The 24,493-nt window shown below is 49.9% G+C and carries 29 protein-coding genes, 1 tRNA gene, 1 pseudogene and 1 riboswitch; of the genes and pseudogenes, 9 read left to right on the top strand and 22 right to left on the bottom strand.

Translation table 11 applies throughout. The features are described from left to right. The 7 genes and pseudogenes from HW443_RS02605 to HW443_RS02635 form a co-directional block, all read right to left on the bottom strand. Window positions 1-938: pseudogene (locus HW443_RS02605) on the bottom strand (hypothetical protein); the annotation flags it as partial. 189 nt (window positions 939-1,127) lie between these two features. After that, window positions 1,128-1,466, bottom strand: coding sequence for a hypothetical protein (locus tag HW443_RS02610; protein ID WP_176236013.1), 339 nt, complete (start codon window positions 1,464-1,466; stop codon window positions 1,128-1,130). A gap of 10 nt (window positions 1,467-1,476) precedes the next feature. Beyond that, complete coding sequence (locus HW443_RS02615) at window positions 1,477-1,629, bottom strand: hypothetical protein (RefSeq protein WP_176236831.1); 153 nt, start codon at window positions 1,627-1,629, stop codon at window positions 1,477-1,479. A gap of 128 nt (window positions 1,630-1,757) precedes the next feature. Further along, window positions 1,758-1,844, bottom strand: a tRNA-Leu gene (locus HW443_RS02620). A 72-nt stretch (window positions 1,845-1,916) separates the two neighbouring features. After that, window positions 1,917-2,882: a Ppx/GppA phosphatase family protein gene (locus HW443_RS02625; protein WP_176236832.1), complete on the bottom strand. Its 966-nt coding sequence runs from the start codon at window positions 2,880-2,882 to the stop codon at window positions 1,917-1,919. After that, a complete protein-coding gene (locus HW443_RS02630; protein ID WP_176236833.1) occupies window positions 2,864-3,604 on the bottom strand; it encodes a DUF501 domain-containing protein in 741 nt (246 codons plus the stop codon). The genes HW443_RS02625 and HW443_RS02630 overlap by 19 nt, the downstream gene beginning before the upstream one ends. Further along, window positions 3,597-3,740: a hypothetical protein gene (locus HW443_RS02635; RefSeq protein WP_176229024.1), complete on the bottom strand. Its 144-nt coding sequence runs from the start codon at window positions 3,738-3,740 to the stop codon at window positions 3,597-3,599. The genes HW443_RS02630 and HW443_RS02635 overlap by 8 nt, the downstream gene beginning before the upstream one ends. A gap of 203 nt (window positions 3,741-3,943) precedes the next feature. Here HW443_RS02635 and HW443_RS02640 point away from each other — a divergent pair, with 203 nt between their 5' ends. Together HW443_RS02640 and HW443_RS02645 are read left to right on the top strand one after the other, a co-directional pair. Next, a complete protein-coding gene (locus HW443_RS02640; protein WP_176236834.1) occupies window positions 3,944-4,195 on the top strand; it encodes a hypothetical protein in 252 nt (83 codons plus the stop codon). Continuing rightward, window positions 4,192-4,599 (top strand): type II toxin-antitoxin system VapC family toxin, encoded by a 408-nt coding sequence (locus HW443_RS02645; protein WP_176236835.1) that lies wholly within the window; start codon window positions 4,192-4,194, stop codon window positions 4,597-4,599. The genes HW443_RS02640 and HW443_RS02645 overlap by 4 nt, the downstream gene beginning before the upstream one ends. A gap of 48 nt (window positions 4,600-4,647) precedes the next feature. Here the strand turns inward: HW443_RS02645 and HW443_RS02650 are convergent, their stop codons facing one another. From HW443_RS02650 to HW443_RS02690, 9 genes are all read right to left on the bottom strand, one after another. Then, a complete protein-coding gene (locus tag HW443_RS02650; protein ID WP_176236836.1) occupies window positions 4,648-4,980 on the bottom strand; it encodes an FtsB family cell division protein in 333 nt (110 codons plus the stop codon). A 173-nt stretch (window positions 4,981-5,153) separates the two neighbouring features. After that, window positions 5,154-6,566 carry a pyruvate kinase gene (gene pyk, locus HW443_RS02655; protein WP_176236837.1) on the bottom strand — a complete coding sequence of 471 codons (1,413 nt, stop codon included), beginning with the start codon at window positions 6,564-6,566 and terminating at the stop codon, window positions 5,154-5,156. A 326-nt stretch (window positions 6,567-6,892) separates the two neighbouring features. Continuing rightward, entirely contained in the window at window positions 6,893-8,200 is a 1,308-nt protein-coding gene (gene eno / locus HW443_RS02660; RefSeq protein ID WP_176236838.1) for a phosphopyruvate hydratase, read from the bottom strand. A 303-nt stretch (window positions 8,201-8,503) separates the two neighbouring features. After that, window positions 8,504-9,283: a nucleoside triphosphate pyrophosphohydrolase gene (gene mazG, locus HW443_RS02665; protein ID WP_176237880.1), complete on the bottom strand. Its 780-nt coding sequence runs from the start codon at window positions 9,281-9,283 to the stop codon at window positions 8,504-8,506. A 75-nt stretch (window positions 9,284-9,358) separates the two neighbouring features. Next, window positions 9,359-12,763: a transcription-repair coupling factor gene (mfd, locus tag HW443_RS02670; protein ID WP_176237881.1), complete on the bottom strand. Its 3,405-nt coding sequence runs from the start codon at window positions 12,761-12,763 to the stop codon at window positions 9,359-9,361. Between the two features lie 144 nt (window positions 12,764-12,907). Beyond that, on the bottom strand, window positions 12,908-13,471 hold the full coding sequence (gene pth, locus HW443_RS02675) for an aminoacyl-tRNA hydrolase (RefSeq protein ID WP_176236379.1): 564 nt from the start codon (window positions 13,469-13,471) through the stop codon (window positions 12,908-12,910). Between the two features lie 288 nt (window positions 13,472-13,759). Then, a complete protein-coding gene (locus HW443_RS02680; RefSeq protein WP_176229033.1) occupies window positions 13,760-14,287 on the bottom strand; it encodes a putative toxin-antitoxin system toxin component, PIN family in 528 nt (175 codons plus the stop codon). Continuing rightward, window positions 14,277-14,576, bottom strand: coding sequence for an AbrB/MazE/SpoVT family DNA-binding domain-containing protein (locus HW443_RS02685; protein ID WP_176229034.1), 300 nt, complete (start codon window positions 14,574-14,576; stop codon window positions 14,277-14,279). The genes HW443_RS02680 and HW443_RS02685 overlap by 11 nt, the downstream gene beginning before the upstream one ends. Before the next feature lie 286 nt (window positions 14,577-14,862). Then, entirely contained in the window at window positions 14,863-15,291 is a 429-nt protein-coding gene (locus HW443_RS02690) for a hypothetical protein (RefSeq protein WP_176236819.1), read from the bottom strand. 269 nt (window positions 15,292-15,560) lie between these two features. Between HW443_RS02690 and HW443_RS02695 the strand changes: the two genes are divergently transcribed. The 3 genes from HW443_RS02695 to HW443_RS13825 are packed head-to-tail and all read left to right on the top strand — an operon-like array spanning window position 15,561 to window position 16,490. Further along, window positions 15,561-15,887, top strand: a complete 327-nt coding sequence (locus HW443_RS02695; RefSeq protein ID WP_176229037.1) for a nucleotidyltransferase domain-containing protein — start codon at window positions 15,561-15,563, stop codon at window positions 15,885-15,887. Continuing rightward, on the top strand, window positions 15,884-16,348 hold the full coding sequence (locus HW443_RS02700; RefSeq protein ID WP_176236081.1) for a HEPN domain-containing protein: 465 nt from the start codon (window positions 15,884-15,886) through the stop codon (window positions 16,346-16,348). The genes HW443_RS02695 and HW443_RS02700 overlap by 4 nt, the downstream gene beginning before the upstream one ends. A 49-nt stretch (window positions 16,349-16,397) precedes the next feature. After that, window positions 16,398-16,490, top strand: coding sequence for a hypothetical protein (locus HW443_RS13825; protein ID WP_407079607.1), 93 nt, complete (start codon window positions 16,398-16,400; stop codon window positions 16,488-16,490). 29 nt (window positions 16,491-16,519) lie between these two features. Here HW443_RS13825 and HW443_RS02705 read toward each other — a convergent pair whose 3' ends face one another. After that, on the bottom strand, window positions 16,520-16,696 hold the full coding sequence (locus HW443_RS02705) for a hypothetical protein (RefSeq protein ID WP_176237882.1): 177 nt from the start codon (window positions 16,694-16,696) through the stop codon (window positions 16,520-16,522). Window positions 16,697-16,861: 165 nt separating this feature from the next. Between HW443_RS02705 and HW443_RS02710 the strand changes: the two genes are divergently transcribed. After that, the gene (locus tag HW443_RS02710) at window positions 16,862-17,695 is read left to right on the top strand and encodes a nucleotidyl transferase AbiEii/AbiGii toxin family protein (protein WP_176236079.1); all 834 of its coding nucleotides are present in this window, start codon (window positions 16,862-16,864) and stop codon (window positions 17,693-17,695) included. Further along, entirely contained in the window at window positions 17,692-18,306 is a 615-nt protein-coding gene (locus HW443_RS02715) for a type IV toxin-antitoxin system AbiEi family antitoxin domain-containing protein (RefSeq protein WP_176229042.1), read from the top strand. Before HW443_RS02710 ends, HW443_RS02715 begins: the two co-directional genes overlap by 4 nt. Before the next feature lie 158 nt (window positions 18,307-18,464). Here the strand turns inward: HW443_RS02715 and HW443_RS02720 are convergent, their stop codons facing one another. The 4 genes from HW443_RS02720 to HW443_RS02735 form a co-directional block, all read right to left on the bottom strand. Beyond that, window positions 18,465-19,157 carry a 50S ribosomal protein L25/general stress protein Ctc gene (locus HW443_RS02720; RefSeq protein WP_176231620.1) on the bottom strand — a complete coding sequence of 231 codons (693 nt, stop codon included), beginning with the start codon at window positions 19,155-19,157 and terminating at the stop codon, window positions 18,465-18,467. Window positions 19,158-19,441: 284 nt separating this feature from the next. Further along, window positions 19,442-20,380, bottom strand: a complete 939-nt coding sequence (locus HW443_RS02725; protein WP_176231625.1) for a ribose-phosphate diphosphokinase — start codon at window positions 20,378-20,380, stop codon at window positions 19,442-19,444. 52 nt (window positions 20,381-20,432) lie between these two features. After that, window positions 20,433-21,812 (bottom strand): bifunctional UDP-N-acetylglucosamine diphosphorylase/glucosamine-1-phosphate N-acetyltransferase GlmU, encoded by a 1,380-nt coding sequence (glmU, locus tag HW443_RS02730; RefSeq protein WP_176231619.1) that lies wholly within the window; start codon window positions 21,810-21,812, stop codon window positions 20,433-20,435. Between the two features lie 78 nt (window positions 21,813-21,890). Beyond that, window positions 21,891-22,367 carry a tetratricopeptide repeat protein gene (locus tag HW443_RS02735; protein WP_176229045.1) on the bottom strand — a complete coding sequence of 159 codons (477 nt, stop codon included), beginning with the start codon at window positions 22,365-22,367 and terminating at the stop codon, window positions 21,891-21,893. Window positions 22,368-22,607: 240 nt separating this feature from the next. Further along, window positions 22,608-22,741: riboswitch (cyclic di-AMP (ydaO/yuaA leader) on the bottom strand. 162 nt (window positions 22,742-22,903) lie between these two features. On the opposite strand from HW443_RS02735, the gene HW443_RS02740 reads away from it, so the two are divergent. Next, window positions 22,904-23,179, top strand: a complete 276-nt coding sequence (locus HW443_RS02740; RefSeq protein ID WP_176231618.1) for a metal-sensitive transcriptional regulator — start codon at window positions 22,904-22,906, stop codon at window positions 23,177-23,179. A 33-nt stretch (window positions 23,180-23,212) separates the two neighbouring features. Beyond that, a complete protein-coding gene (locus tag HW443_RS02745; protein WP_246273307.1) occupies window positions 23,213-23,488 on the top strand; it encodes a metal-sensitive transcriptional regulator in 276 nt (91 codons plus the stop codon). A 197-nt stretch (window positions 23,489-23,685) separates the two neighbouring features. Here HW443_RS02745 and HW443_RS02750 read toward each other — a convergent pair. Beyond that, window positions 23,686-24,493, bottom strand: an 808-nt coding sequence (locus HW443_RS02750; RefSeq protein WP_176235810.1) for an IS66 family transposase, incomplete at its 5' end; no start/stop codon positions are given.

Consider the following 24,493-nt stretch of genomic DNA (forward strand, 5'->3'; position numbering starts at 1 on the left):
GTCCTGAATACTCCGCCGTCTTCCAGCTCAGCCATCTGGCTCTTCAGCTCGACAGGACCCATTGCCGGAAGCTGCCCGATAAGGGACGGCGCAAACGAGCCCTGCTGGAGGGAAAGTACCTCCGCGGCGATAAGCTTCATGATAAGGGCAAAGTAGGTGTGCACTGCGAACAGGGCATATCTTAAACCGGCTTCTTTAGGCAGCCCGTAACCTCTGGCCAGCTCGGGTACGTCCTTTTCGGCCCTGACAGTTTCCTCTCCGTATACCACGCCAAAGGTGTATTCCCATTGATTGAAAAGGGCTTTGACTAGCCCCGAATCTGTGCTGGTGAGGGCTTGATAGAATGCTCCTACCAGAGCCTGAGCGGGCTGGCTCCCTGGTCCAAATTCTTCCGCCAGAGGTTCTGGGCTGAGGGGTCTCCGGCGGAGGGCACTAAGGTATCGGAACAGCTCTTCCAAGCTTTCTGAGGTCACTGGATAAGGTCCTAGAAGCTGAAAGCCGCCTTCTGCCTTCTCTGCATTAAAAAGGGATAGCTGCCGCTTCACCCTAAGAGGACGGGCATGGGTTAGCTCAGCAGGCCAATACCGCAGGAAGAAGATCAATTTGCCATCGATACAAACCCCTGCAACTCGTTTAAGAGCTTCTTCAGTGGCATCATCTGATGCTTTCTCAAGGTATCTGGCTAGTTGTTTTGCAGCCCGGTTTATGTTGTCTTCACCGGCTAGCTCGCCGGGCTTTTTATATTCAATAGTTAAATGGCCGTAGACTGCATCCCTGCGTCCCCGAAAGCCTGTCTGCTTTTCGTATTCCGGTTGTACCTCAATACCGTCTTGTACACCCAACCTCTCTCTGATTAAGGGTTCCACTCCCATTTTGAGGTCTTCTTCTGTACGAGCTCGGGCCGCTATTTCAGAAATCTTTTGGGCAAGCTCTTTCACACCAGTACTCTTACCTCCTTTTGGTAGAGCTCTTATGCTTTATCTCGGTTTAGAATTAAAGGCGATCCAGGTAAATCAAGTCCACGCTCTCACCGGAGATATGATCCCCCATTATGCCCAGGTTGTCGCGAAATAGAGTTTGTTTTTCCATGGTTCGGTCATGGCCATTCCTCCTTAGGCGCTTGTTACTCAATGCTGTTCCTTCCAATGATCAAAAAAATGCGGGTCGTGTGCTAAGAGTCGGTCCCTTGCTCGCCGCTGCATTTCACGGGTGAAAAAATGCCGAAATTCAGGTAAGAGAACATGTGCTTCTACGGTGAGAGATAGACATCCACATTCCCACAGTTTAGTAAACCCATATTGAATATCATCAGAGAGCAGCAATTTTTTGGCTGTCTCTACGCCTCCGAAATCAGTTACCATCTGCAGAAAGCGTATAGCATTATACTCACACTCAGCCTTCGCTCGTCGGTATATCTCCAGCATCGCCTCCTGAAATGCTGCTTCCTTCGCCTTCAAATCAGTCATAACCTCACCCTCACTTAAACAGCTTCCTAAAAGCCCTCCCTGTAGCCTTACCAGCTACCCTCCTGGCTATCCTCTTGCCCTCCTTACCCTTCTGTACTGCACCCACGTCGCCCAGGAGCCGGGCCAGCCGGTAGAGAAAGCCGCGGGTTTTGCTTATACCCATGACCTGCCCTCCTTGCTGCTGAAGACGGGGGACTGCTGAGTTTGGCCACAAATTGGCCACAAATTTACTCTGAATCAAGTCCTTGTTACTAAAGTTTCCATCTCAATAGCCTCTGATTAGGTAAAACGTGGTGCCCGAGGTGGGAATCGAACCCACATGTCCTTGCGGACAACGGATTTTAAGTCCGTTGCGTCTGCCTATTCCGCCACTCGGGCAAGAAGTTTTTTAGGAGGTTTTGGTTAAGAGAATCTCTATCTCGAAAGTAACTATACCAATTAACCAGATAATTAGTCAACGCGTGCAATTTGAAAACGAGATGGACCAGGTAAACTACTTCCCCGACTGAGTTCGAGGGCTATTCCGTCCAGGATGTCTTTTTCGCTAACTACCAGCTCATCCATCCCTAACATTTCCATGATAGCCAGAACTACCCCTGTTCCTCCTACCATCACATCCGCCCTTTTTCTCTCCAGTCCTACTACCTTCTTTCTTTGAGCGATGGGGAGACTGACTAGACGGTAGAATATCTTTCGGATCTCTTCCCGGCTCAGCCGCGAGAGATGGATCTTGTCGGGATCGTATTTCGGTAACCCCATATTGATGGCCGAGAGATTGGTTATGGTCCCTGCGGTTCCCATCATAAGATTGAACCCGATGGCTTTGGCTCTCTGCACCACATCTTTGAGTGTTCCCGTAATATGCTCCATCATTCTGGCAATTTCTTCTCCCGTAGGAGGATCGCTCTTTAGAAACCTCTCTGACATGCGCACACATCCCACATCTTTGCTGGCCGAGAGCCTGATGCCTCCTTCATCTCCCAAAATGAATTCGGTACTCCCCCCTCCCACATCCACTACCAGAATGCCGTCCTCGAGTCTTTCTCCCATTTCGGAGGTAGCCCCCAGGAAGCTCAGCTGAGCCTCCTCCTGGCCCGAGATAATGTCCACCTTTACTCCGCTGCTCTCATATATCTTTTGGATAAACCAATCCCGATTGGCAGCATCTCTCACCGCGCTGGTAGCTACAGCCCGATAACGCCCCACTCCATATTCGGTCATTAGCTCCTTATACCTGGAAAGAGCCCGCGCTGTCCTCTTCATAGCTGGTTCGGAGATAAACCTGTGTTTGTCCACCCCTTTTCCCAGACGGGTGATGCGGGTCAACCTCTTTCTGGTGAGGGTGCGCCCGTTCTCGACTTCAGCGATGAGCAGACGAGTGGAGTTAGTCCCCAGATCTAGAGCGCCGTAGAGCAAGTGTACCCCTTTCTTGCATCAAGAAGCCGATGTATAATCCTCCCGATAATGTTCTCCCCAGTTGCCAGAAAATGGGCATAATGGGCGTGGAGACACTTTATGCGGCTCAGGTTTTCCGAGCCTGCTATCCCTTTCTTCTCCAGGGAGCCAAACTTCTCTCTTATAGTAGAGTCAATGTATCTGTTTCTTAGACAGATGTAACTTTGGTTATCTTCTATTAACTGAGTTCCTAAGGAGACTTCCGAGGCTTCTTCTCTTATCTCCTGCTTCAAAGTCTCCAGTATTTCCACCTCATTCTTCTGGATACTGGAAAGCGGGGTAGAGACGGATTCTTCTATCCCAAGACTTCCCCTTGGAAGTTCGTTCCTCTTTCCTCCTCCCCCTTCATCTTTTGTCCCATCTACTATCGCCTGCAGTCTCCTGACCCATCCCGCACCTTCCAACCGGTCAATCTTCTTCTTAAGGAGGGGACAGGAAAGCCAGAGAAAGGTAGGAAAGGGAGACTTTCCCTCAATTATAGGATTGGTCAAGATGACCTCGGGAAGCCCATAGCGGCAGCGAGTCACCGCACCCAGAACCTGGTGGGGCGGGCGTCCGAGCTGGCATTGGATGACCCTCAGATCTAAGAGGCTTAATTCTCCAGGAACAAAGGTAGATTTTGCGGCATTGGACATTGGCCTTTTGGCATTGGTCATGTTCTTGATATAAGTCTGCTCAGGCAAACTTTCCAAAGAAGGTCTGGGCAATTATGCCGGCTATGGGAGGAAATATTAGTGTGGATAGGACTCTCACCAGAGTGACTTTTGGCCCTATCAAAGCTACGGCCAGAACTGCCATAATGATAGTTGCTACGTTCAATGTCTACCTCCATGTCTCGGCGTTAGTCACCCTCTTCATAGATGATTATAATGATTCTGTTCCGAAAAGAACAATAAGCTTCAAGAAAGCCAGACCCTGGCCTCGTAAGTGTAACGCCCATAGGTGAGTCACCACAACTGGCTTGACATTATGGATTATTACAGTATAATGTATCTAGACATGTTGTACTGGAGGTGTGTAGCATGTCCAGAGTTACAGCGCGCAGAACTCAGATCTATCTCACTGAGGAACAGTATCAGTATCTTCGAGAGAAAGCTGGTGATTACGGCAGTGTAGCTGGGGCAATCAGAAGTTTGATCGAGGAGAAAATGAGTGCCCCCCGTGACTACCAAAAAGATCCTTTCTACCAATGGGCTACTACGCCCGCTACTAGTGGCATCTCAGACCTGGGAAGTAATCATGATAAGTATATTTACGATGAGGAGAAAAGGTGAGGGCCGTATTTGTAGATACTTCCGCTCTTGTGGCCCTAAAAAACAAATCTAACACCAATCACCTTGAGGCTTCCCGTTGCTTCCAAGAGTTGCTAGCAACTGGCACCAGATTGATTACGACTAACTTTGTTTTTGACGAGACCTATACCCTCTTGCAGCGAAGGATGAATCATGAGGTAGCCGTGGAGTTCGGTAAAACCTTAAGAGCTAGTGAGATAATTCGCTACCTCAGAATAACTAAAGAGCTTGAAGACAAGGCCTGGGAGATAGCCGTCAAATACAAAGACAAAAGTTTCAGCTTCACCGATTGCACCAGTTTTGCAGTAATGGAGAGTTTAGGTATCAGGGAAGCCTTCGCCTTTGATGAGTGCTTCGGGCAATTTGGGCTTCAGGTAGTTCCGTAACTGCTATCAGACGAAGTATCAGTAAAGGGTAGAGAAACACCAAGAAAGTTATTCATCTATGACAATATAAGCTTTCTCCCCAGGCCTGACCATGCCGAACTGGCGGCGGGCTTCTCTTTCTACGTACTCATCGGTCTGATAGTTTATGATTTCTTCCTGAAGCTCCTGGTTTAAGGCCTTAGCTCTGGAGAACTCCTCCTCTGCTTGCTGTATTTCCTTTTGCTGCTCCAATGTGAGCCTGACCGGAGCAATGGATATAACCACAAAGAAGGCGGAGATGAGGAACAAGAGGATGGCGATGGAGATAGCTCTCAGCCTGGTTCTGCTTTTGATCTTATTTCTTTTGGTGCTCTTATCCCTCTTACCTCTGGATGAAGACATCTCAGCTTCCTCAATGGGTAATAGCGAAGACAGCCCATAACACTACGATCTTTGTCTATTCTCTCTTTTGTCTATTGTCTATTTCGCCGAAAATCTTTAATTTCCTTCTTTGGCCCTCCGAAAGAGACGCGTATTGAAGTGCATACTCATGTATCAAACAGCAGCTGACAGAGTTAAATCTGGTGCACTTTAATCAGGTTGGTGGTACCAGGAACATTGACCAGCACTCCGGCAGTAATGACCACCGTATCTCCCTTTTTGACCTGTCTGGCTTCCAGAGCCGCTGTAGCAGCTATATCCAGCATATCGTCGATATTGCGAGAAGGTCTGACCAGTAAAGGTGTGACGCCCCAGGAGAGCACCAACTGATTGACAACCTTAGGATCAGGGCTGCAGGCAATGATAGGAGAAGGGGGTCGATATTTGGATATCTGTCTGGCTGTATACCCGCTCTGGGTAGCAGTAATGATGGCAGCGGCCTGCAGATCCCTGGCTATCTCGCGGCAGGCGAAGCTGATGGCATCGGTCATGGTCCTGTGGGGCAGGCTGCTCTTCCTCTCCAAATCTTCTTTATAGTCCAGGATGGCCTCCGCACTTCTAATTATTTTATCCATAGTCTTCACAGCATCCACAGGATATTTGCCTATGGCGGTCTCTCCCGAAAGCATAGTGGCATCGGTCCAGTCAAATATAGCATTGGCTACGTCACTGGCCTCAGCCCGGGTAGGCCGGGGATTTCTGATCATGGAGTCCAGCATCTGGGTAGCCACTATGACCGGCCTCCCGGCTCTGATGCTCTCCTCTAAAATCTTTTTCTGAATTATGGGAACTTTTTCTGTAGCCATCTCTACCCCCAGATCTCCCCGAGCCACCATGACCGCATCGGCTGCCTCGATTATCTCATCGATATTGCGAACCGCCTCATGTTTTTCAATCTTGGCCACAATTTTAACTTCAAAGCCCTTTTCCCTGGCTGCATCCTTAAGAACTGCAATATCCTCCGCCTTTCGGACGAAGGACATGGCCACCCAGTCTACATCGTTATCCAGGGCGAAGAGTAGATCATCTATATCCTTATCGGTAACCGAGGAGATGCTCAAAGAGATATTAGGCAGGTTGACTCCCTTGTGAGATTCCAGAATGCCACCGGTGATGACTCTGCACTTAACTTCATCGTCCTTCTTCTCTTCAACTTCCAGCTCCAGAAGGCCGTCATCCAGAAGGATTTTGGCTCCTTTCCTCACGTCCTGGGCCAGATGGGGATAGGACAGAGAGATGAGGCCTTTGGTGCCTACCACCGGTCTGGAAGTAAGGACAACTTCCTCCCCTTCCCGAAGCAATACGCCTCCTGAGACCATCTCTCCGGTCCTGATTCGAGGGCCCTGGAGGTCGAACATGATGGCTACAACCTTGCTCATCTTCCGCGAAATGGACCTTATCCTCTCCATGTCCGCTCTAAAAGTATCATGGTCTCCGTGAGCTGCGTTGAGCCTGATCACATCCGCTCCAGCTCTAATTAGAGAGGTAAGCATCTCCGGACTGCGGCAGGCCGGACCTAATGTGCACACGATTTTAGTACGTCTCATGGATAACCTCGAACGTCTTTGCTCTTCATCCCCTGCCTGGGGTTAAAGATACATTTTCCTCTGAAAATACATCTTAATTTCATACTCCTTTGTGCCACCAGTGGCATGAGGGTTTCAAAGGAAAAGCCATGGTATCGGATTCATCGGCCGCTGCTGGATAATTTGTTAGGGGGTAGTCGGTTAGCTCCACCCGTGGAGAGGTGCTCGGCGGTTTGGCGACCGGATTGGCCTTAAGCGGAGTGCTGAGGCCTCCACAGATTTCAAACCGCTCGGGCGAGTGGAGGATGCTGAGCCGAGGTGGAGCAAAGGCACTACCCCCTTTATTGTTATTCCAGTCTCAGGTTATAAAAAGCCCTTCTCCCCAGATACCTGGCTTCATCTCCCAGCTCTTCCTCAATGCGCAGGAGCTGGTTGTATTTGGCTACCCGGTCTGTCCTGGAGGGGGCTCCAGTCTTGATCTGTCCGGTGCCGGTGGCCACAGCCAGGTCAGCTATGGTAGCGTCCTCGGTCTCACCGGAGCGATGGGAGATAATAGCGGTGTAGCTAGCTTGTTTGGCCATCTCAATGGCGGCCAAAGTCTCAGACAGGGTACCGATCTGGTTTAGTTTGACCAGGATGGAGTTGGCCACCCCCATCTCTATGCCCTTTTTCAGCCTTTCCGTGTTAGTGACAAAGAGATCGTCTCCTACCAGTTGAACTTTCTGGCCCAGCTTCTGGGTGAGGAGCTTCCAGCCCTCCCAGTCCTCCTCGGACAGACCGTCCTCGATGGAGATGATGGGATATCTCTCTACCAGATCAGCATAATATTCCACCATTTCCGGTGAAGACAGGACTTTCCCCTCACCTTTCAAATGATACTTACCTTCCTTATAGAACTCCGTGGCCGCCGGATCCAGAGCCAGATAAATATCCTGGCCAGCCTCGTATCCTGCCATCTCGACGGCCCTCAGGATGTACTTAAGGGCTTCTTCGTTAGACTTGAGGTTGGGGGCAAATCCTCCTTCATCCCCAACTGAGGTAGAAAGGCCATCTTTTTTCAACACCCCTTTCAGACAATGGAAGACCTCCACTCCCATGCGCAGAGCCTCCCGGAAGATGGGAGTGCCCAGAGGCATGATCATAAACTCCTGGATGTCTACGTTATTGTCGGCATGTTTGCCTCCGTTGAGAATGTTCATCATGGGGGCAGGGAGAATATGGGCATTAACCCCACCTATATATTTATAGAGGGGAAGGCCCACCGCCAGAGCAGCGGCCTTGGCCACTGAAAGGGAAACTCCCAGGATGGCATTAGCACCGAGATTGCTTTTGTTATCCGTGCCATCCAGCCCAATGAGCAGACTGTCAATGCTTTTCTGGTCCAGAGCATCCAGACATACCAGATTGGGGGCAATCTGCTCATTAATATTGGCCACGACTTTTCTGACCCCCTTGCCACTATACCTTTTCTCATCCCCATCCCGCAGCTCCACGGCCTCAAAGGCTCCTGTCGAGGCACCAGAGGGCACCGCCGCCCGGCCTATGGCACCGCACTCCAGGATAGTCTCCACTTCTACCGTGGGGTTACCGCGGGAGTCCAGGATTTCTCTGGCCCTGATCTCGGTAATGGTGGTGTCGCCTATTAGATCTGCCATTACTTCTTTCTCCTTTCATAATAAAGGCAATACTGGCATCCTCTCAAAAGGAGCCAGACTTCAGTATTTGGCCCCTCCTGCGAATCTAAATAGGACCGCAAATTGACCCAAAATCTGGTTTTTGTAGTTCCGCCAAAGTTGCCTTCCTATTGCTTTAAGCAAGTTCAAGGAGAAGACCCTTTGTAAAAAGTTCATAAATGGGAGAAAGTGCCTGGTTCTTTCTAGTCTAAAGATTCAATTATCAAAGAATAAATGAAAGACACATCCTCCCGGCGAGATTCTGAATCTTTTTCCCCAGGCCTATTAATCTTCAGCCTTGATCTTCGCCTCCTCCCACAGGAGGTCCTTTTCCTCCAGGGTCATTTCTTCAAGAGTCCTCCCCATCTCTTTGGCCCTTTTCTCCATGTAGTTAAATCTCCGGGTAAACTTTTTGCAGGTAGCCCTCAGAGCGTCCTCGGCATCCACCCCCAGATGCCTGGTGATGTTCACTATGGTGAAAAGGAAGTCTCCAATCTCCTCTCTGGCCAGCTTCTGGCCCGATTCCAAAGCCGTCTTTAGTTCCTGAACTTCCTCGTCCAGTTTTTGGAGGATAGCCACTCCATCCTCCCAGTCAAAACCAACTCGGGCTGCTCTGGAGTGAAGCTCAAAGGCATACTGAAGAGCAGGAAGCGAAAGGGGAAGGCCGGACATCTGGGACTCGTGCTCTTCCCTCTCTACCCGCTTGATCTGCTCCCAACGGATCAGAACCTTGTCCGGGGAGCCCGCCTGCAGGTTACCAAAGATGTGGGGATGTCTCCTTCTAATTTTTTGGGCAATGGTATCAATGACGTCGTTTATATCAAAGTGCTTCTCGTCGGACGCCATCTGAGAATGAAAGATAATCTGAAAAAGAAGATCACCCAGCTCCTCTTTCAGATCCTTTTCATCCTCACCATCGATGGCTTCAGCTACTTCGTAGGCTTCTTCGATGAGGTTCTTTTTGATGGACTGAGGAGTCTGCTCCTTGTCCCAAGGGCAGCCTTCAGGTCCGCGCAGGGTTCTCATTATTTCAACCAGCTCAGAGAAAGTAGTCCTCTTTCCCATGTCCAGTTCCTTATCCTGTCTCTAAGACCTGGGGTTCTAGCTAGTCCGAGAGAATCCAAAAACCCTTGGACGCTCTCATCCTGCAGCCTCTTTTTGAACCACCTCTTCTTCCGGGGGCAGCTCAGAGTTCATTATAGCATCCAAAAGACCGAAAACCTCGGCCAGAAGTTCTTTTTCTCTAGATAAAGGAACAACCAGTTCCAGCAGATTGGCCTTGAATATGCTTCTAGGATACACTCGTTTTATTTTGGCCAGGTCGAATCTCTGGGGAAAGACTTTGGCCAGATGAATTCGCCTCTGCTTGACCGAGAGCTCAGCTATCCCCACATCTTTCATCCTCACCCGGATTTTAGCAATCTCCAGCAGGTTGCGGGCGGGCTCCGGAGGGGTGCCGAAGCGGTCCTGCAGTTCGGTCAGAGCCGACTCTACTTCCTCCAGAGTCCTGGTCCTCTCGATCATCCTGTAGGCCTCGATCCTCAGAACCTCCTCCTCAATGTATTCCGGGGGCAGAAAGGCATCTACAGGAATGTCGATGGTGACTTTTGTCTCCCGCTCCTTCTTTATACCTCTGACCTCGTCCACCGCCTCCCGCACCAACTGACAGTAGAACTCGAAGCCAACCGAAGCAATGTGGCCGTGCTGTTCGGGCCCCAGGATATTTCCGGCTCCCCGAATTTCCAGATCTCGCATGGCTATCCTGAGCCCAGAACCCAGCTCGGTGAACTCATAGATGGTCTTCAGTCTCTGGAAGGCCGCGGAGGTCAGTTTGTCCTCTTTCTGGTAGAAGAAATAGGCATAAGCTCTCTCTCCGGCTCTCCCCACTCTTCCCCGAAGCTGGTAGAGCTGGGCCAGACCCAGAAGCTGAGACCTCTCCACAATCATGGTGTTGACCGAGGGAATATCCAGACCGGACTCTATAATGGTGGTACAGATAAGGAGGTCATATTTTCGATCCACAAAATCCACCATGACTTTCTCCAGAGCTGCTTCATCCAGTTGTCCGTGAGCCACAGCCATTCTGGCCCGGGGGACCAGCCTCTGGATCTTGTGGGCGATAAATTCGATCCCTTCTACCCGGTTATACACATAAAAGACCTGGCCGCCCCGGGCCAACTCTCTTTCAATAGCTCCCTTGATCAGATCGTAATCCAGCTCTCCCACATAGGTCACTACGGGAAGCCTATCTTCGGGAGGGGTATCGATAATGCTCATGTCCCTGATGCCCACTAAAGACATATGGAGAGTCCTGGGAATAGGAGTAGCGGTCAGGGTCAGGACATCTACTGCTTTCCGCAGCATCTTGAGCTTCTCCTTATGCATTACTCCGAACCTTTGTTCCTCATCTATGATGACCAGTCCCAGATCCTTGACCCGCACATCCTCCTGGAGAAGACGATGAGTTCCAATGGCAATATCCACGGTACCATCAGCCAGTCCGTCCAGCACCTTCTTTTGCTCCTGAGGAGACCGGAGTCGGCTCATAACCTCTACCCGGATAGGAAAGGGAGCCAGCCGGGAGGTGAAGGTAGTGTAATGCTGTTGGGCCAGTACGGTGGTAGGAACCAGGAAAAGAACCTGCTTTCCAGCCGTGACCGCCTTGAAAGCTGCCCGGAGCGCCACCTCGGTCTTTCCATATCCCACATCCCCGCAGATGAGGCGGTCCATGGGTTTAGGTTTTTCCATATCCTTCTTCACATCCTCTATGGCCCGCAGTTGGTCGGGGGTCTCTTCATAGGGAAAGGTGTCTTCCAGTTCTCTCTGCCAGACCGTATCCTGGGGAAAAGCAAAGCCCTCCAGTTGCTCCCTGGCCGCATAGAGGCTCAAAAGCTCCCGGGCCAGCTCTCTGACCGAACTCTTGACCCTTCTTTTGATCTGGGACCAGCGCACAGAGCCGAGGCGGTGGATAGTAGGTTCTTCCTCTCCCACATAAGCCTGGATCATCTGAATCTGACTGGCCGGCACATAGAGCCTGTCGCCCCGATCGTACTCCAGCAGAAAGTAATCCCTCCTGATGCCATCGATCTCCCGTTGGACCAGGCCCCCGTACTTTCCAATACCATGGTTGAGATGAACCACGTAGTCGCCCTTTTTGATGTCGGAGAGCCGGGCCAGGGGAACACCTTCCGAGATACGTCGCAGCCTTGGTACCCTCATCACCTGACCAAATATCCCCTTCTCGGTATAAACAGAAATCTCCCCTTCGGGCAGAACAAACCCCTCGCTTAAGGAGGTAACCTCAATAATGGGAGCCCGGACTTTATCCAGATCAACTTCCTGGGGAAGAAAATGAAAAGAGACATTTTCATCCCCGAGAACTTCCCGGATCCGCTCCGCCCGGCCGGGCGTCTTCAGGGAGATAATAATCTTCTGGCCCTTATCCAGATCATCCCGCACAGCACTGGTGAACTTTTCCAGATCACCCCCAAAGCTCTGTTGAGGCCAGGCCTGTAGAGAGACGGTTTTCCTGGAGGGAAGTTTTTTCGGGAAGGAGGACAGATAGAGTTTACGGCCGGAGAAGGCCCTGGTCAGCTCCTCCGGGGCCAGAATGGAGGAGAGCAGAAGGTCCATCTGGTTGGGATCTTTGTGTCTCTGGAGGTCCACAGTCAGATCATAGTCTTCCTGGAATTTTCGCCTTATCTCGACCAATTCTATGAACACGACAGTGGAACCATCATCCAGATCATCGCCTGGATAGGCAAACAAGGTGGAAGTCTGCTGATGGAAGAGAGGAAGAAATCTCTCAATGCCATGAAAATAGCCTTCCTCATCAAAGAGCTTTACTTTACCCGACTGGCCCAGTATCTCCCGGCAGGAGAATATCTCCACTTCCTTAAGCCGCCCCCTGGATCTCTGGGTAGCCGGGCTAAAGCTTCGGATAGACTCCACCACGTCTCCGAATAACTCAACCCGACAGGGATACTCAGAGGTCACTCCAAAAACGTCGACAATTCCACCCCGGACACTGTAGTCCCCTCTCTCCAAAGTCCGTTCCGTGCGTTTATAGTCAAAGGAATTAAGTTTATCGACTATCTCCTCCATGGGAATTTGATCTCCCTCTTTAATGGACAGGGGAAAATAGACCCCATCCTGGGGAGAGGGAAGTCGATCCATCACTGCTCTGGCCGAGGTTAGCGCTAATAACTTTTCCTCACTTCTCAGCCGGTAAAGGACTTTGTTCCGGTTACCCGAGGTCTCCCGGTGAGGCGACAGTTCCTCGCTGGGAAGGTTCTCCCGGGGCGGGAAGTAGACCATCTTGGACTCCTCCAGAAACACGGAAAGATCATCCTGCAGCTTGTCGGCCTCGTCCACCGAGGGTAAAAGGGCCAAGAGGTGACCCGGGCTTGATTTAAAAAGGCCAGCCAGAAGCAGAGGCCAGACATAAGAAGGAGCATGAACGGAAATCTCCCTTTGCCCTCCTATTTCCTCTTCAAACCTTTGCCAATTTTTAGTGGTAAGAAAGTGGTCCACCAGGTAATGCATTTGTCTTATCTCTGCTCCCCATTACTTGTGTATTCTGAAAAGGTCATAATCCATCCAATAGCGCCAAACCAACCTCGTTTGTTAGTCTCTTGGGGTAAACGCCAGAACATCCCAACAGATCTCCATCTTGCTAATAATTTCCTCTTAAGTGCTGTTATATCTGTTCATAGCTGCCTCTATCCCCCGCTCCACATAAGTGGCCAGGGCATCGGCTGCCTGCCCCAAATAAAAACCCAGCTCCTCCATCTCTTTTTTAGCAAAGGACTCCAGAACGTAGACGGCCGGATCCATCCTTCCCGGCGGCCTTCCTACGCCAAAGCGGAGACGACAGAACTCATCGGTGCCCAGAGCCTCCATAATGGACCTAACTCCATTGTGGCCAGCACTGCCTCCCCCTTGTTTAAACCTGAGCGCAAAAAGAGGCAGATCCAGATCATCATGTACTACCAAAAGATCTTCCATAGCTGGCCGGTAGGCTCTTACTAGCCCGGCGACGCTCCGCCCACTGTTATTCATATAAGTCATGGGCCTGGCTATAACTATCTCCTGATCAGCGAACTTACCCTTGCTCACCCAAGCCTGGTGCTCGACCTCCTCCTGCTTCTCCCCCAGCTTGATCCTGAACTCATCCACAATCATAAAACCCACATTATGGCGGGATCGCTCATACTCCTTTCCTGGGTTACCCAGACCTATTATCAGCTTCATAGGTAATATCGAGCCTCCTCAGAATTATTATACAAATCACCCATGCGGCGCACCGCACCACGTCGCATGAAAATTGGGTTATTTTCAAGGGAGAGCTGGTGAAAGCCAAACGATACTTAAAGAGGGCCTCGGGTGCGGGCTCTTTTTGAGGCCAATATCTATGTCTCAGCATATCTAAATGTGAGGCAGGCATTTTAATTGTCGTCCATCAGGGCATACCGAGAAGACTGGTGCGTCTAGCCACAATAGGTCTGTTTGAGTTAGTTTTCTCCTCAAACATAGAAGTTTTCATTTAGCCGACCTTTTCCCCCAAAAAGGATGCTCCAGGTCTGACCACCGGCGGTGCTTGATGACCTCCAGATCCTCACTGCTCCACCTCATCACTTCACGCAGAAATGAGCCTACCCGAAGAGGTGTTACTAGTTGGCGCAGTTCGGAGGTCGTCTCGTTGACGTCCGTGAGATCAGTATCGGTGCTTACCAGGTAGTCCACCTTGGCCTGGATAGCTGCGAGAGCCACAGGGATATCTTTGGCGTCGCGCACCAGGTTGGAGTGTGCTTCAATTTCCTGGATGGAAGGATCAGAGACAAGTTCATACTCTAGCAGAGAGAGGAGAACTTCCAGGGTCTCCTTGTGGTCAGGGAACAGCTCGGATATATACTGGCGGGCGGAGTCAAGCACTGTAGGTGAGAATACTGGAACGAAATGGCCTTGAGCTGCGTGTCGGAGTACCTCATAAGGAAAGCGAGGGAGAGTTATGCCACGGATTAAGATATTGGCATCCAGGAAGACCCGTAGTTTTTTCTTATCTTCCATAATGCTCTTGATAGACTTGTTCCTGGATCCTCTCCACGATGGCATCAAGGTCTTTGTCCTCGGTTATACCTTGTGCTTCCGCCTGTTTACCAATGCTGATCACAAGGTGGCGCAGCACTTCTTCCGCTGTCACCTCAGCCTTCACCGAGGCCTTAGAGACAAATACTCCCCCCAGGAGGGGCCGCAGGGATACATAGTCACCTGCTTTGATCTTCATTGCTTCCCGCAATTGCTGCGGGATGGTCATCTGCCCTTTTCGGGTTATCTTAGCTAATGTAGTCTCAGCCATAGCCTTCACTCCCTGTATAATTATCGGAAAGTAACCTTTTCCTATAATTATAACATCGACGGAATTCTACAGCCAGTGTTGCTGCGCTCCAGTCTCCGGATCTATCCATGGTCAACTAGTGTCACGCCCTCTAGACCGTAATCAACCACCAGCAAAAATCCAGCACCGAGGTTCTACAAGGGAACCTTCTCAAGATACTCCGCAAAAGTAGGTCTATACGCAGAAAGTCGGAAGCATCTCCAATTCCGTGATTGAAGATAAAAGGCTCACCTGATACTGTGTTGGTTCACTTCCCATTTCGATACTCGCAGGCCACAAAGCAGCAGCGATCGCGTCTTCCATCCAGGCTAACGCGCACAAAACCCTCACCGCAGGTTTGTGCCAGACCTAACCGACGGCGGGAGTAGTCGTCGGCAGCCACGACCAGGCCCACTCTCCGCCCCAGCATGGTGAGCAGGCTGAAGGCGCTGGCCAGTTCGCCCGTGGGAGGGACAAATTGGGTCTGGTGGCCTTTGTAGCCCAGGAGCAGCAGGCGGCGAGCTCCCCGCCGGATGGCCTCGACAGCCCAGCTTGTGACCTCAGCCAGGCCACCGCGCAGGAGAAGCAGATTCACTGTGGCGCGGGGGAAGTCAATCTGCCGCAACACATTTTCAAATTCTTCGGCCAGGGTGATCACCAGGCCGGGGTCGCTGCACTCTACTAACAATTGACGCATCGTTTTTCTCCTCCCTTCTATCGGGCCACAACTCGATGGACAGCTCGGCAATGAAGCCTGGGGCAAAGCTGGAACGTTTCCAGGTCATCACGCAGATAGAGCCGCCAGCTACAGTGGAGAACGTCACAACTCATGCTTACTACAAAGTGTTTAGACTATAGGTCAAAAGGAAGTGCCGGTCAAGGACCTTGCCCAAAGCCACCCTGTGCTGATCTCATAATCAAGAATATGATAAAATAGCTCTGCAATTCGTTAAAAGGGGAAGGGAAGTGGATAAACTATCTATAAAGGAAAAGAGGGCGCTCCAGGAGCTAAAAGAGAGCCTGGCCTCTAGATATAATTTACTTGAGATGAAGCTTTTTGGCTCCAAAGCAAGAGGCGAGGGTGAGGAGGAATCGGATCTTGATGTTTTTATCCTCTTGGATCACCTGGACTGGGAAACAGAGAAGCAGATCTATGAACTCTGCTTCGAAATAAGCCTGGAGAATGAGGTCCTTCTGTCTCCCCTGCTTTATTCTCAAGAGGAGATAGATGATCCTCTCACTCGGATCACCCCCATCTATCAAGTTTTGGAGAAAGAAGGGGTTCGCTTATGACGGAAGAGGTTGCTGCGCTAGTGAAATATCGGCTCCAGGCAGCTCAAGATAGCTTGGAGGAGGCAGAGCTCCTCTTAAAAGAGGAGAAATATCGAGGAGCAATGAATAGAGTCTACTATTCTATGTTCTACGCCACGTTAGCGCTATTGGCTACCAGACAATTGAGTGCAGCTAAACATTCCGGTGTGATGAGTCTCTTCCATAAAGAATTTGTGAAAGCAGGAGTTTTCCCCAAAGAGGTGGCGAAATTTCTGACTATAGCGTTTGACTTGAGAACCAAGAGTGACTATAAGGATGTTATGGCCCCGGCCAAGGAGAGAGTTGAAGAGCTCTTGGGGGATGCTAAGGTTTTTGTAGCCAAATCCAGAGAAGTGGCAGAAGAATTGTTGACCATGAGGAACGTTGACAATTCCTCGAGTGGGCTGGAGAGTACAGGTCTTATAAGAGGATTCACCCTATGATGACGCTCGTCACCATCCTGAACTAGAAACATTCCCTTACCATAAACATGTGTATCTCCAAGACAGAAGCAAGGTAGAAGCCCATCCCAAAGTCTCTCTTATGAAGATCATTAGAGAAATAACAAGTATGCTCTCCAGGTAAGAACTTCTTACCTCCTCCCCAGGCCTCTCTTATGGGATAGATATAGGGTACTTCCCATACTTCTTAGCGGCCTCAAACATGGCCACTACGTTTTGGGGTGGAGTATCATCCTGGATATTGTGGGCCGCAGCCAGGATGTGGAGTATGCCGACTACACTGGTCTCCCATCCAAAGGAAAAGTCGCCTCCTTCTGCTGCTACGTCCATACACCATCTCGCCACTTTTTCCATTTCTTTGGGTAGACATTATGTTCATCCCTCTGGGACAAGGGGGGTTAGGAAAAAATGACACCTGGAAACCACTTGACACACTTAACAAAAACGTTTATTTTCAAAAGCGAGAGGTGGCAATAAAGAGGTGACAATCAATAAATGCTTTGGGAAGAAGTGGTGGCGCGAAGTTCGCAGGAGCTGGTTGGCACGGAAACCGTCTTGCGGGAAGAGGTACAAAAAGCCGTTCTAACTTACTTTAGCCAGAGGCGGCTTTTCAATGAAGGAGTCTTTCAGGGTGGCACTGCCCTGCGACTTTTTTACGGAAATGCCCGTCATTCCGAGGATCTGGACTTTGTCTTCACCCGCGAAGACACCGAATTGTTTCACAAAATTGAGACCCAAATCAATAACCTGGGCGCTTTTGCGCATGATGTGTTCCCGTTTGCCGAAGAAATCACGTTGAAGGGTCAGAAGAAAAGCCGCACCTTCCGGCGTTTTACCCTGCGGTTAAGTGCTCCCGAGTTGGGGAGGGTTCTACGGGTAAATATCGAGTTCGCCAATATTCCGTCCCGGGACAACTCCCTGTTTATTCTCCATTACCCACCTTTTAACCCTGCCGTAAGGGTAGAAAGTCTACGCGAAATCCTTGCGGATAAGGTGGTGGCCGCAGGCCTTCGCACCTACATTAAGGGGAGAGACTTGTGGGACATCCACTTTCTTGCAGCGAACAAGGGGGTGGGCATTGACCTGGCCCTGGTTCAGCAGAAGCTAATTGATTATGGCAGTAACCCTGCTACATTTACAGCCAGGCTCGCCGCAGCGGTCAGGCATATCCATGCCGAGGGCAATCTGGTGTTGGAGCAAGAGATGAAAAGATTTCTTCCCCGGAATGCCGCAGAACTCTACCGGGAAGCTTATCCGGGGATCGCCGGAAAGGTTGCCGACCTGATTGAAATGTGCTGTCTCCACCATAACGAGGGGCTAAAACGATGAAGACGACCCAATGGCTCGATTTCTTCCGGCGGTATATAGAGAAAAAGGTCTTTAGCTTTGCTGACCTCGAGCAGATGACCGGCCTTCCCAAAGACCAGCTCCAGGTGGAACTCAGCCGGCTGGTTGCCCGCGGGGTACTCCGACGTCTGGTGCGGAAGTGGTATGCCAATCCTTTCGCTCCACCTTCGGTCGAAGAGGTGGCGATGGTATTGCGCCACCCGAGCTATATTTCTCTCGAATACGCCCTGGCCAAAGAAGGCATTCTCAGTCAAACCGTATTTACCATTACGCTGATCACGATAAAGCTGCCCTACACCTTTAACTTCAATGGTACCACCTTTGAGTACCACCAGATCGCCAGGCGTCTTTTCTGGGGCTACCGTCTTGACGGCCGGGCCAACGTCGCCTGGCCCGAAAAGGCCCTCCTGGACCTCATCTACATCCGCCATCTAAAAACCCGGAAACTATCTGCTACGAGACTCCACTCGCTGTTGGAGGATATGTACCTCCAGGAACTCGACCGCGAAAGGTTATGGTCGTTCGCCGTGAAGTTCGGCCCGCCGTATGTCGGACAGCTTAAGACCATCCTCGCTCAGCCCTTTTTCAGATAGCCTGCGCTCCTCGTTTTCCCCGGCATATCCTCCTCCTTCTTTCGCCTGAGTTCCTTCCCGATAGAACACTAAGGAGAATAATCTTACCACCACGCTCTGCTCATCAAGTCTGCCACCGCTATTCGGCACGACAATGGGAAACCAGGGAGAGAGCCTGCTCAGCTCTCTTTTCTCTTCTTCTCTTCTTTCTCCCCCTTCTCCTCTACCTTCTCTTTCTCCTTGCGCACTACTTCTGGCTCTGGAACTTCCTCTTCTTCAGCCGCTGCCAGCTCTTCCTCTTTCAGTTCGGTAGGAGTAGTGATGGTGACCATAATTTCGTGAGGATCGGTCAGAATTTCTACTCCCTCTATAGAAAGAAGATCTTCAACTCGCAGAAGATCGCCGATGTTCAGGCTTTCCACATTCACAACAAAAGCCTCCGGTATCTGGGTGGGCAGGCATTCTACTTCCACGTGCCGCAGGTTGTGCTGGAGGACACCGCCTTCCTGAACTCCTACAGCCTCGCCTACAAATTCGATGGGCACCGTGGTTTGAATTTTCTCGGTAAGAGATATCTTGTGAAAATCAATGTGCAGGACGTTCTGGGTAATAGGATCCTTCTGGATTTGGTGGACCATGGTCGTCTGCTTGCTCTTCCTGGCCGGGCCATCGAGGATGAGATTAACCAGGGGGTTGCTGGCTCCGTGAGTCTTTATCAGACTTCTGAATTCCCTCTCTTCCACCATCAGGGGAAGACTGTCGATTTTTTCTCCGTAAAGCACCGCGGGTATCAGGCCCTGTCGTCGCAATTTTCTACAGATACTGGTGCCTGTTTCCTGACGCTCTTTTACTTTTAGATCAGCTATTTCCATATTTACATTACACTCCTTTAACTTTACCGCCGAGAAGTCCCCTTCCGTAAGGGAGGGGATGAGAGGCGGTTGCTTTCTCTTCCCTTTGTGCTATATTATTATAAGCGTCTACCTGCAGGCAAGGGGTCGGAATATAAGCAGCGCCCGGTAGCCCTGTATTCTGTAAAGCCGAATGGGAATGTCGGGCGGACGCAGTAGAGTGGGGACCACCCGAATTCAGGCCTGTCTGAGGCACCGCAGGTTGCCGATGAAGCAGGAAGCTCCTTCCGTAAGGGAGGAGTAGTTCACAGTAAATTATCCCCCTCAAACAGCTCGCTCACGGACTCGTCCGCATACACATGCCTTATAGTCTCCGCCAGAATGGAAGATACAGAAATCACGGTGAGACTCTCAAATCTCTTCTCCTCGGGTATGGGGACAGTATCAGTGACCACCACCTCTTTGATGGGAGCTTCCCGTAATCTCTGGCAGGCCTGGCCGCTCAAAACAGCATGGGTACATGTGACATAAACTTCCTTTGCTCCTTCCGTGAGAAGATATTCGGCGCTGGCGATAACCGTCCCAGCGGTGTCGATGAGATCATCGACGATAATGACCGATTTATCTCGAACATCTCCGATCACGTGGAGCACTGCCGCTACGTTATGGGACGGTCTCCTCTTGTCCATTATAGCCAGGGAGGCATGAAGCCGGTCCGCAAATTTGGAGGCCCGCTTGACTCCTCCTACGTCTGGAGAGACTACTGCCACATTCTCAAAATTCTTTTCTTTAAAATAGGATGCCAGAAGAGGTATGGCGGTCAGATGATCCACGGGCACGTTGAAAAATCCTTGAATCTGGCCGGCATGGAGATCCATGGACAGCACCCTATCTGCACCGGCTGTGCTTACCAGATCAGCCAGAAGTTTGGAAGTTATGGGCTCCCGAGCTGATATTTTCTTATCCTGGCGGGCATATCCGAAATAGGGCATGACCGCAGAAATGCATCGGGCCGATGCTCTCTTCAGGGCATCGATCATGACCAATAGCTCCATGATGTTCTCGTTAATAGGATGAGAGCAGGTCTGGAGTACGAAAACATCGGCGCCCCTCACACTCTCCAGGTACTTAACATAGATTTCTCCATCGCTGAACCGGTCCAGTTTCACCTTTCCCAGCCCACATCCTAACTCCGTGGCGATGCTCCTGGCCAGCTCCAGATTAGAAGATCCCGAAAAGAGCATCAACCTCTTTGTGCTTATGTCGCTCACCCCACATCACCTCGTAAAATGGTCTCTATTCTTTCTGTTTCTTTCGTTTGGCCCAATCTTCAATGTTCTTTTGCTCGGTTCGTTCGATTGCCAAGGCATGGTCGGGTACATCTTTGGTTATCACCGAGCCCGCGGCAGTAGTAGCATTTTTGCCCACCCGAACTGGCGCTATGAGCATGGTATCGCTTCCTACAAAGGCATCATCCTCGATTACGGTCTTGTGCTTGTTCACCCCATCGTAGTTGCAGGTGATGGTGCCTGCTCCAATGTTGACGTTCTTGCCCATCTCGGTATCCCCCACGTAGCTCAAGTGGGGTATTTTGCTTCCGGTATCTACGGTAGACTTTTTGACTTCACAAAAAGCACCCACCTTTACCTTCTCTTTGAGAAGGGTCCCGCTTCTGATGTGGCTAAAGGGCCCAATCCTGGCCCCGCTATGAATAGTCGACTCCCTGACTACAGAGAAAAGCACCTCAGAATCCTGGCCAATGGTAGAATCGACGATCCAGGTAGAGGGTCCAATCAAACAATTTCTGCCAATTTCTGTTCTGCCCTTTAAGTAAGTGGAGGGAAAGATTACGGTATCCTGACCTATGGTGACCGACTCATCCACATAGCTATCCTGGGGATTAACAAAGGTAACTCCCCGTTCCATCCATTCCTCTACGATCCTCTGCCGCATGACGGCTTCCGCCACAGCCAGCTCTTTTCTCGAATTTATGCCCAGAATCTCTCTCTCGTCCGCAGTAATAGCGCCTACCCTCCTCCCTGCGGAGATAAGAATACCTATGACATCGGTAAGATAGTACTCGCCTTTGGCATTCTGGTTAGAGATCTTTCTCAAAGAAGAGAACGCAGCCTCGGGCTGGAACACATAAATGCCTGAGTTAATCTCTCTGATTTGTTTCTCCCGAGGGCTGGCGTCTTTGTCTTCGGTGATTGCCACCACCCGTCCTCTTTGTTCCCTGATTATCCTCCCGTAGCCGCTGGGATCAGAGACAATAGCAGTAAGGATGGTGACTTCATTTTGTTCTTGTAGGTGGGTTTCAAGAAGAGATGAAAGAATCTGAGGGGTTATCAAGGGGACATCGCCATAAAGACAGAGAAGAGGTTTATCACCATTACTTACCCTGTCTTCGGCCACGGAGAGGGCATGAGCAGTGCCGAGTTGTTCTCCCTGGATCACAAAGTCCACATTTAAGTAAGCCAGCTCTTCCCTTACAGTCTCATGCTGATGACCAATGACCAGAACTATGGTGTCAACGGGTAGCTTTCTAACGGCCTTGACCACATAATGAACCATGGGCCTGCCGCAGAGAGGATGGAGAACCTTGGCTCTGACAGACTTCATTCTGGTGCCCTGACCGGCTGCCAGAATTATGCAGTTAAAACTGGGGGTATTCATGCTCTCTTTCTATAATTTGCACTTCCGAAATCGTATTTACTATAGCACTTTAGGAAGGGCAAATCAAAGGAAAGAGATCTACTTCATGTCAATAGGACTTCTCCTCTGACGCTTAAGGTAGCTCTGAGCCTCCCTTCTCATAGCATCCAACTCGTTCCTTATGATAAGGGCATCGGGGGCTGGACGTTTTATCTTGCGATATAATCTATTAAGCCGGTGGTGAAATTCATCAAACCAGCCCAAGTTGCTGATGGTCTTTTCCAAAATGATAGCTGCCCTTTCCCACTGGTTTTCTCTCTCGTAGAGAGCAGCCAGCCGACCATAACTTTCTGGTACATCTGATCCTTCGTTTATGGCCCGCATATAAATTGTCTTGGCCTTTTCGGCCTGTCCCTGATGTTCGTAGAGCCTACCCAGGCGGTGGTAGATGAAGAAGCGCTCACTCTGATCACGACAGAGCTCCAGGGCCTGCAGCAAAGCTTCCTCGTCCGCATCATCTCCTTCCATAGATAGTTGGTCCTTCCTTTGAGCGTAGGATAGATCAGTTGGTCCCATCTTTTTTACCCTCTCTTTCTATGTTAATCAGAACCTAATGTCCTGTCCTGGTCAAGATTTGAAAAATAACTCTCAGGAAACAATCAAAAGTGCAATTTTTCGCAAGACAATCTATAAAAGAACACGGGCAGTCTTGCCAATAGATTCGAAGATCAAAGAGGGATTTTGAAATTCAGAGAAGAAATCAGAGGGACCAACTCGAGGCCAGATAACAAAAAACATAGAGAATAACCTCTATGTTTATTCTCTCTTTCCATGCTTACGAAGTTAGCTGACGGGTTCGGGTCGAAAGAGGTAACCCTACTCACCTATGCGTGAGATTCACCCCAAAAAGCTGGTTCCTCCGCTTCTTTCGAATTAAGCAATCCCTATTAAGTTTGTAAATAGAATATCATCTTACAGCACTCATGTCAACAGGCAGGGGGGGTGGAATTGAGTTACTTGGCCAGAGGCTGGATCATGTCAGGCTGTTAAGCCTTGACATCGGATCCATTTTCCTATAAGAAATAGGTAGCTTTCATAACAGAAAGGTAATTATGAGTTGCTATCTTAAGGGCAAAGACAAAATCCTGATCAGGCTAAAGCGCATGGAAGGTCAGGTAAGAGGCATTCAGCGGATGGTGCAACAGGGAAAGTACTGTATCGATATTTTGACCCAACTTTCCTCGGTAATGGCTGCCTCTCAGAAGCTTGGCCTTATTGTTTTAGAAAACCATATCCAGGGCTGCGTCAGGGATACCGTGAGTCACAAAAGGGACAATGCTTCCGTAGAGGAACTGGTGAAGGTAATCCAGGAGTTTGTCAAATCCTGAAAAACGATTTTCCGAAAAAGGAGTAATAAAATCGTGGCTTCTTATGACAAAGACAGGGAAGATATATTGGTCCAGCTCAAAAACATAGAAGGACGCCTCCGAAGCATTCAGGAGATGGTGGAGGAGGACAAATACTGTGTCGATATATTGACCGAGCTGTCTTCCATAATAGGCGCTACGGAAAAAATCGGCCTGCTGATCCTGCAGGATCATATTCAGGGCTGTGTCAAGAATGCCTTGACCCAGGATGGTGGTGAGAGCTACGTACGGGAACTGGTAGATGCGGTAGAGAGATTTATGAAGTCTTGAGAGAGTAGACATTGATTGCGCTGACAGACAATGCTATTATTCAAATTGATACTCGTACATCACCTGACTGCATAGCAGAAACAAGTCCCCAAAAATATAAGATTGTAACTGCTCAATAACTTGTGGAAAGTTATTAGTAGGGTAGTCATAGAAACATGGATAATTATGCAATATTCCCTTTGTGATTGCAAATATGTTCATGGAGGAATTGGGATGAGGGAGGAGAGAGATGGCATTTTGTTTTGCTTAGAGATTCTATCATAGAGATACTCCCTGAAATTGATGCCAAGCTTACGGCAGGTGTCCATAATCGTAAAGAAGGTCTCCCAGCTCTTTGTCCCATCAGCAGACCTTGTTCCAAAGCTAATTTTACGTTTAATAACATACATTCTTAAGGCCAGTTCGGCCGGGTTGTTATGGAGTGGGGTATCAGGATAGTCCAGAACCACCAGCAGAAAGTCCTTTTTCTTTTTGGTCAGCTCTATACGATTGTCTAAATCCTCATATCCTGTTTTAGTGGAGAAGATTTCCTCGAATAGATGAGAGAGGCGTATCTTTTCTTCTTCCCCTGGATTCTTTTTATATTCGGTAAGCTGGTAATAATACTCCCAGATTCGAGCTCTAAAGTCATCCAAAAGTCTCTGATGATGAGCAAGTAAAGGGGTTAGCTTTACGTAGTGTCTTTCTTCATGGATCCAACAGAGGGCCCGCAGAGGGGTAATGTAATAGAACTGCCTGGCATCATCACAGACAAGCCTCTGGATGATGGGACTGGCCTGGTTTTCCTGGTAGGAGGCTATAGCCGCTGCCTCCAGTATCATGGTCTTATGGCGGTCCTTCAGCTCAGGTATCAGGAGATTCAACTCCTTCTCAAATCTCTCCCTTACCATCGCCCCCATCTTAAGAAGGGGCTTTAGAGAGGAGAGAACTGAGGCCTTCAGTTTTTTCCCCTCAAGAAAGCCAAGGGCATAGGGGTTAATCAGGTAGGAGAGCTCTTCTTCCTGG

It is taken from the genome of Candidatus Hakubella thermalkaliphila, from assembly GCF_013281975.1.
GTDB lineage: Bacteria > Actinomycetota > Humimicrobiia > Hakubellales > Hakubellaceae > Hakubella > Hakubella thermalkaliphila.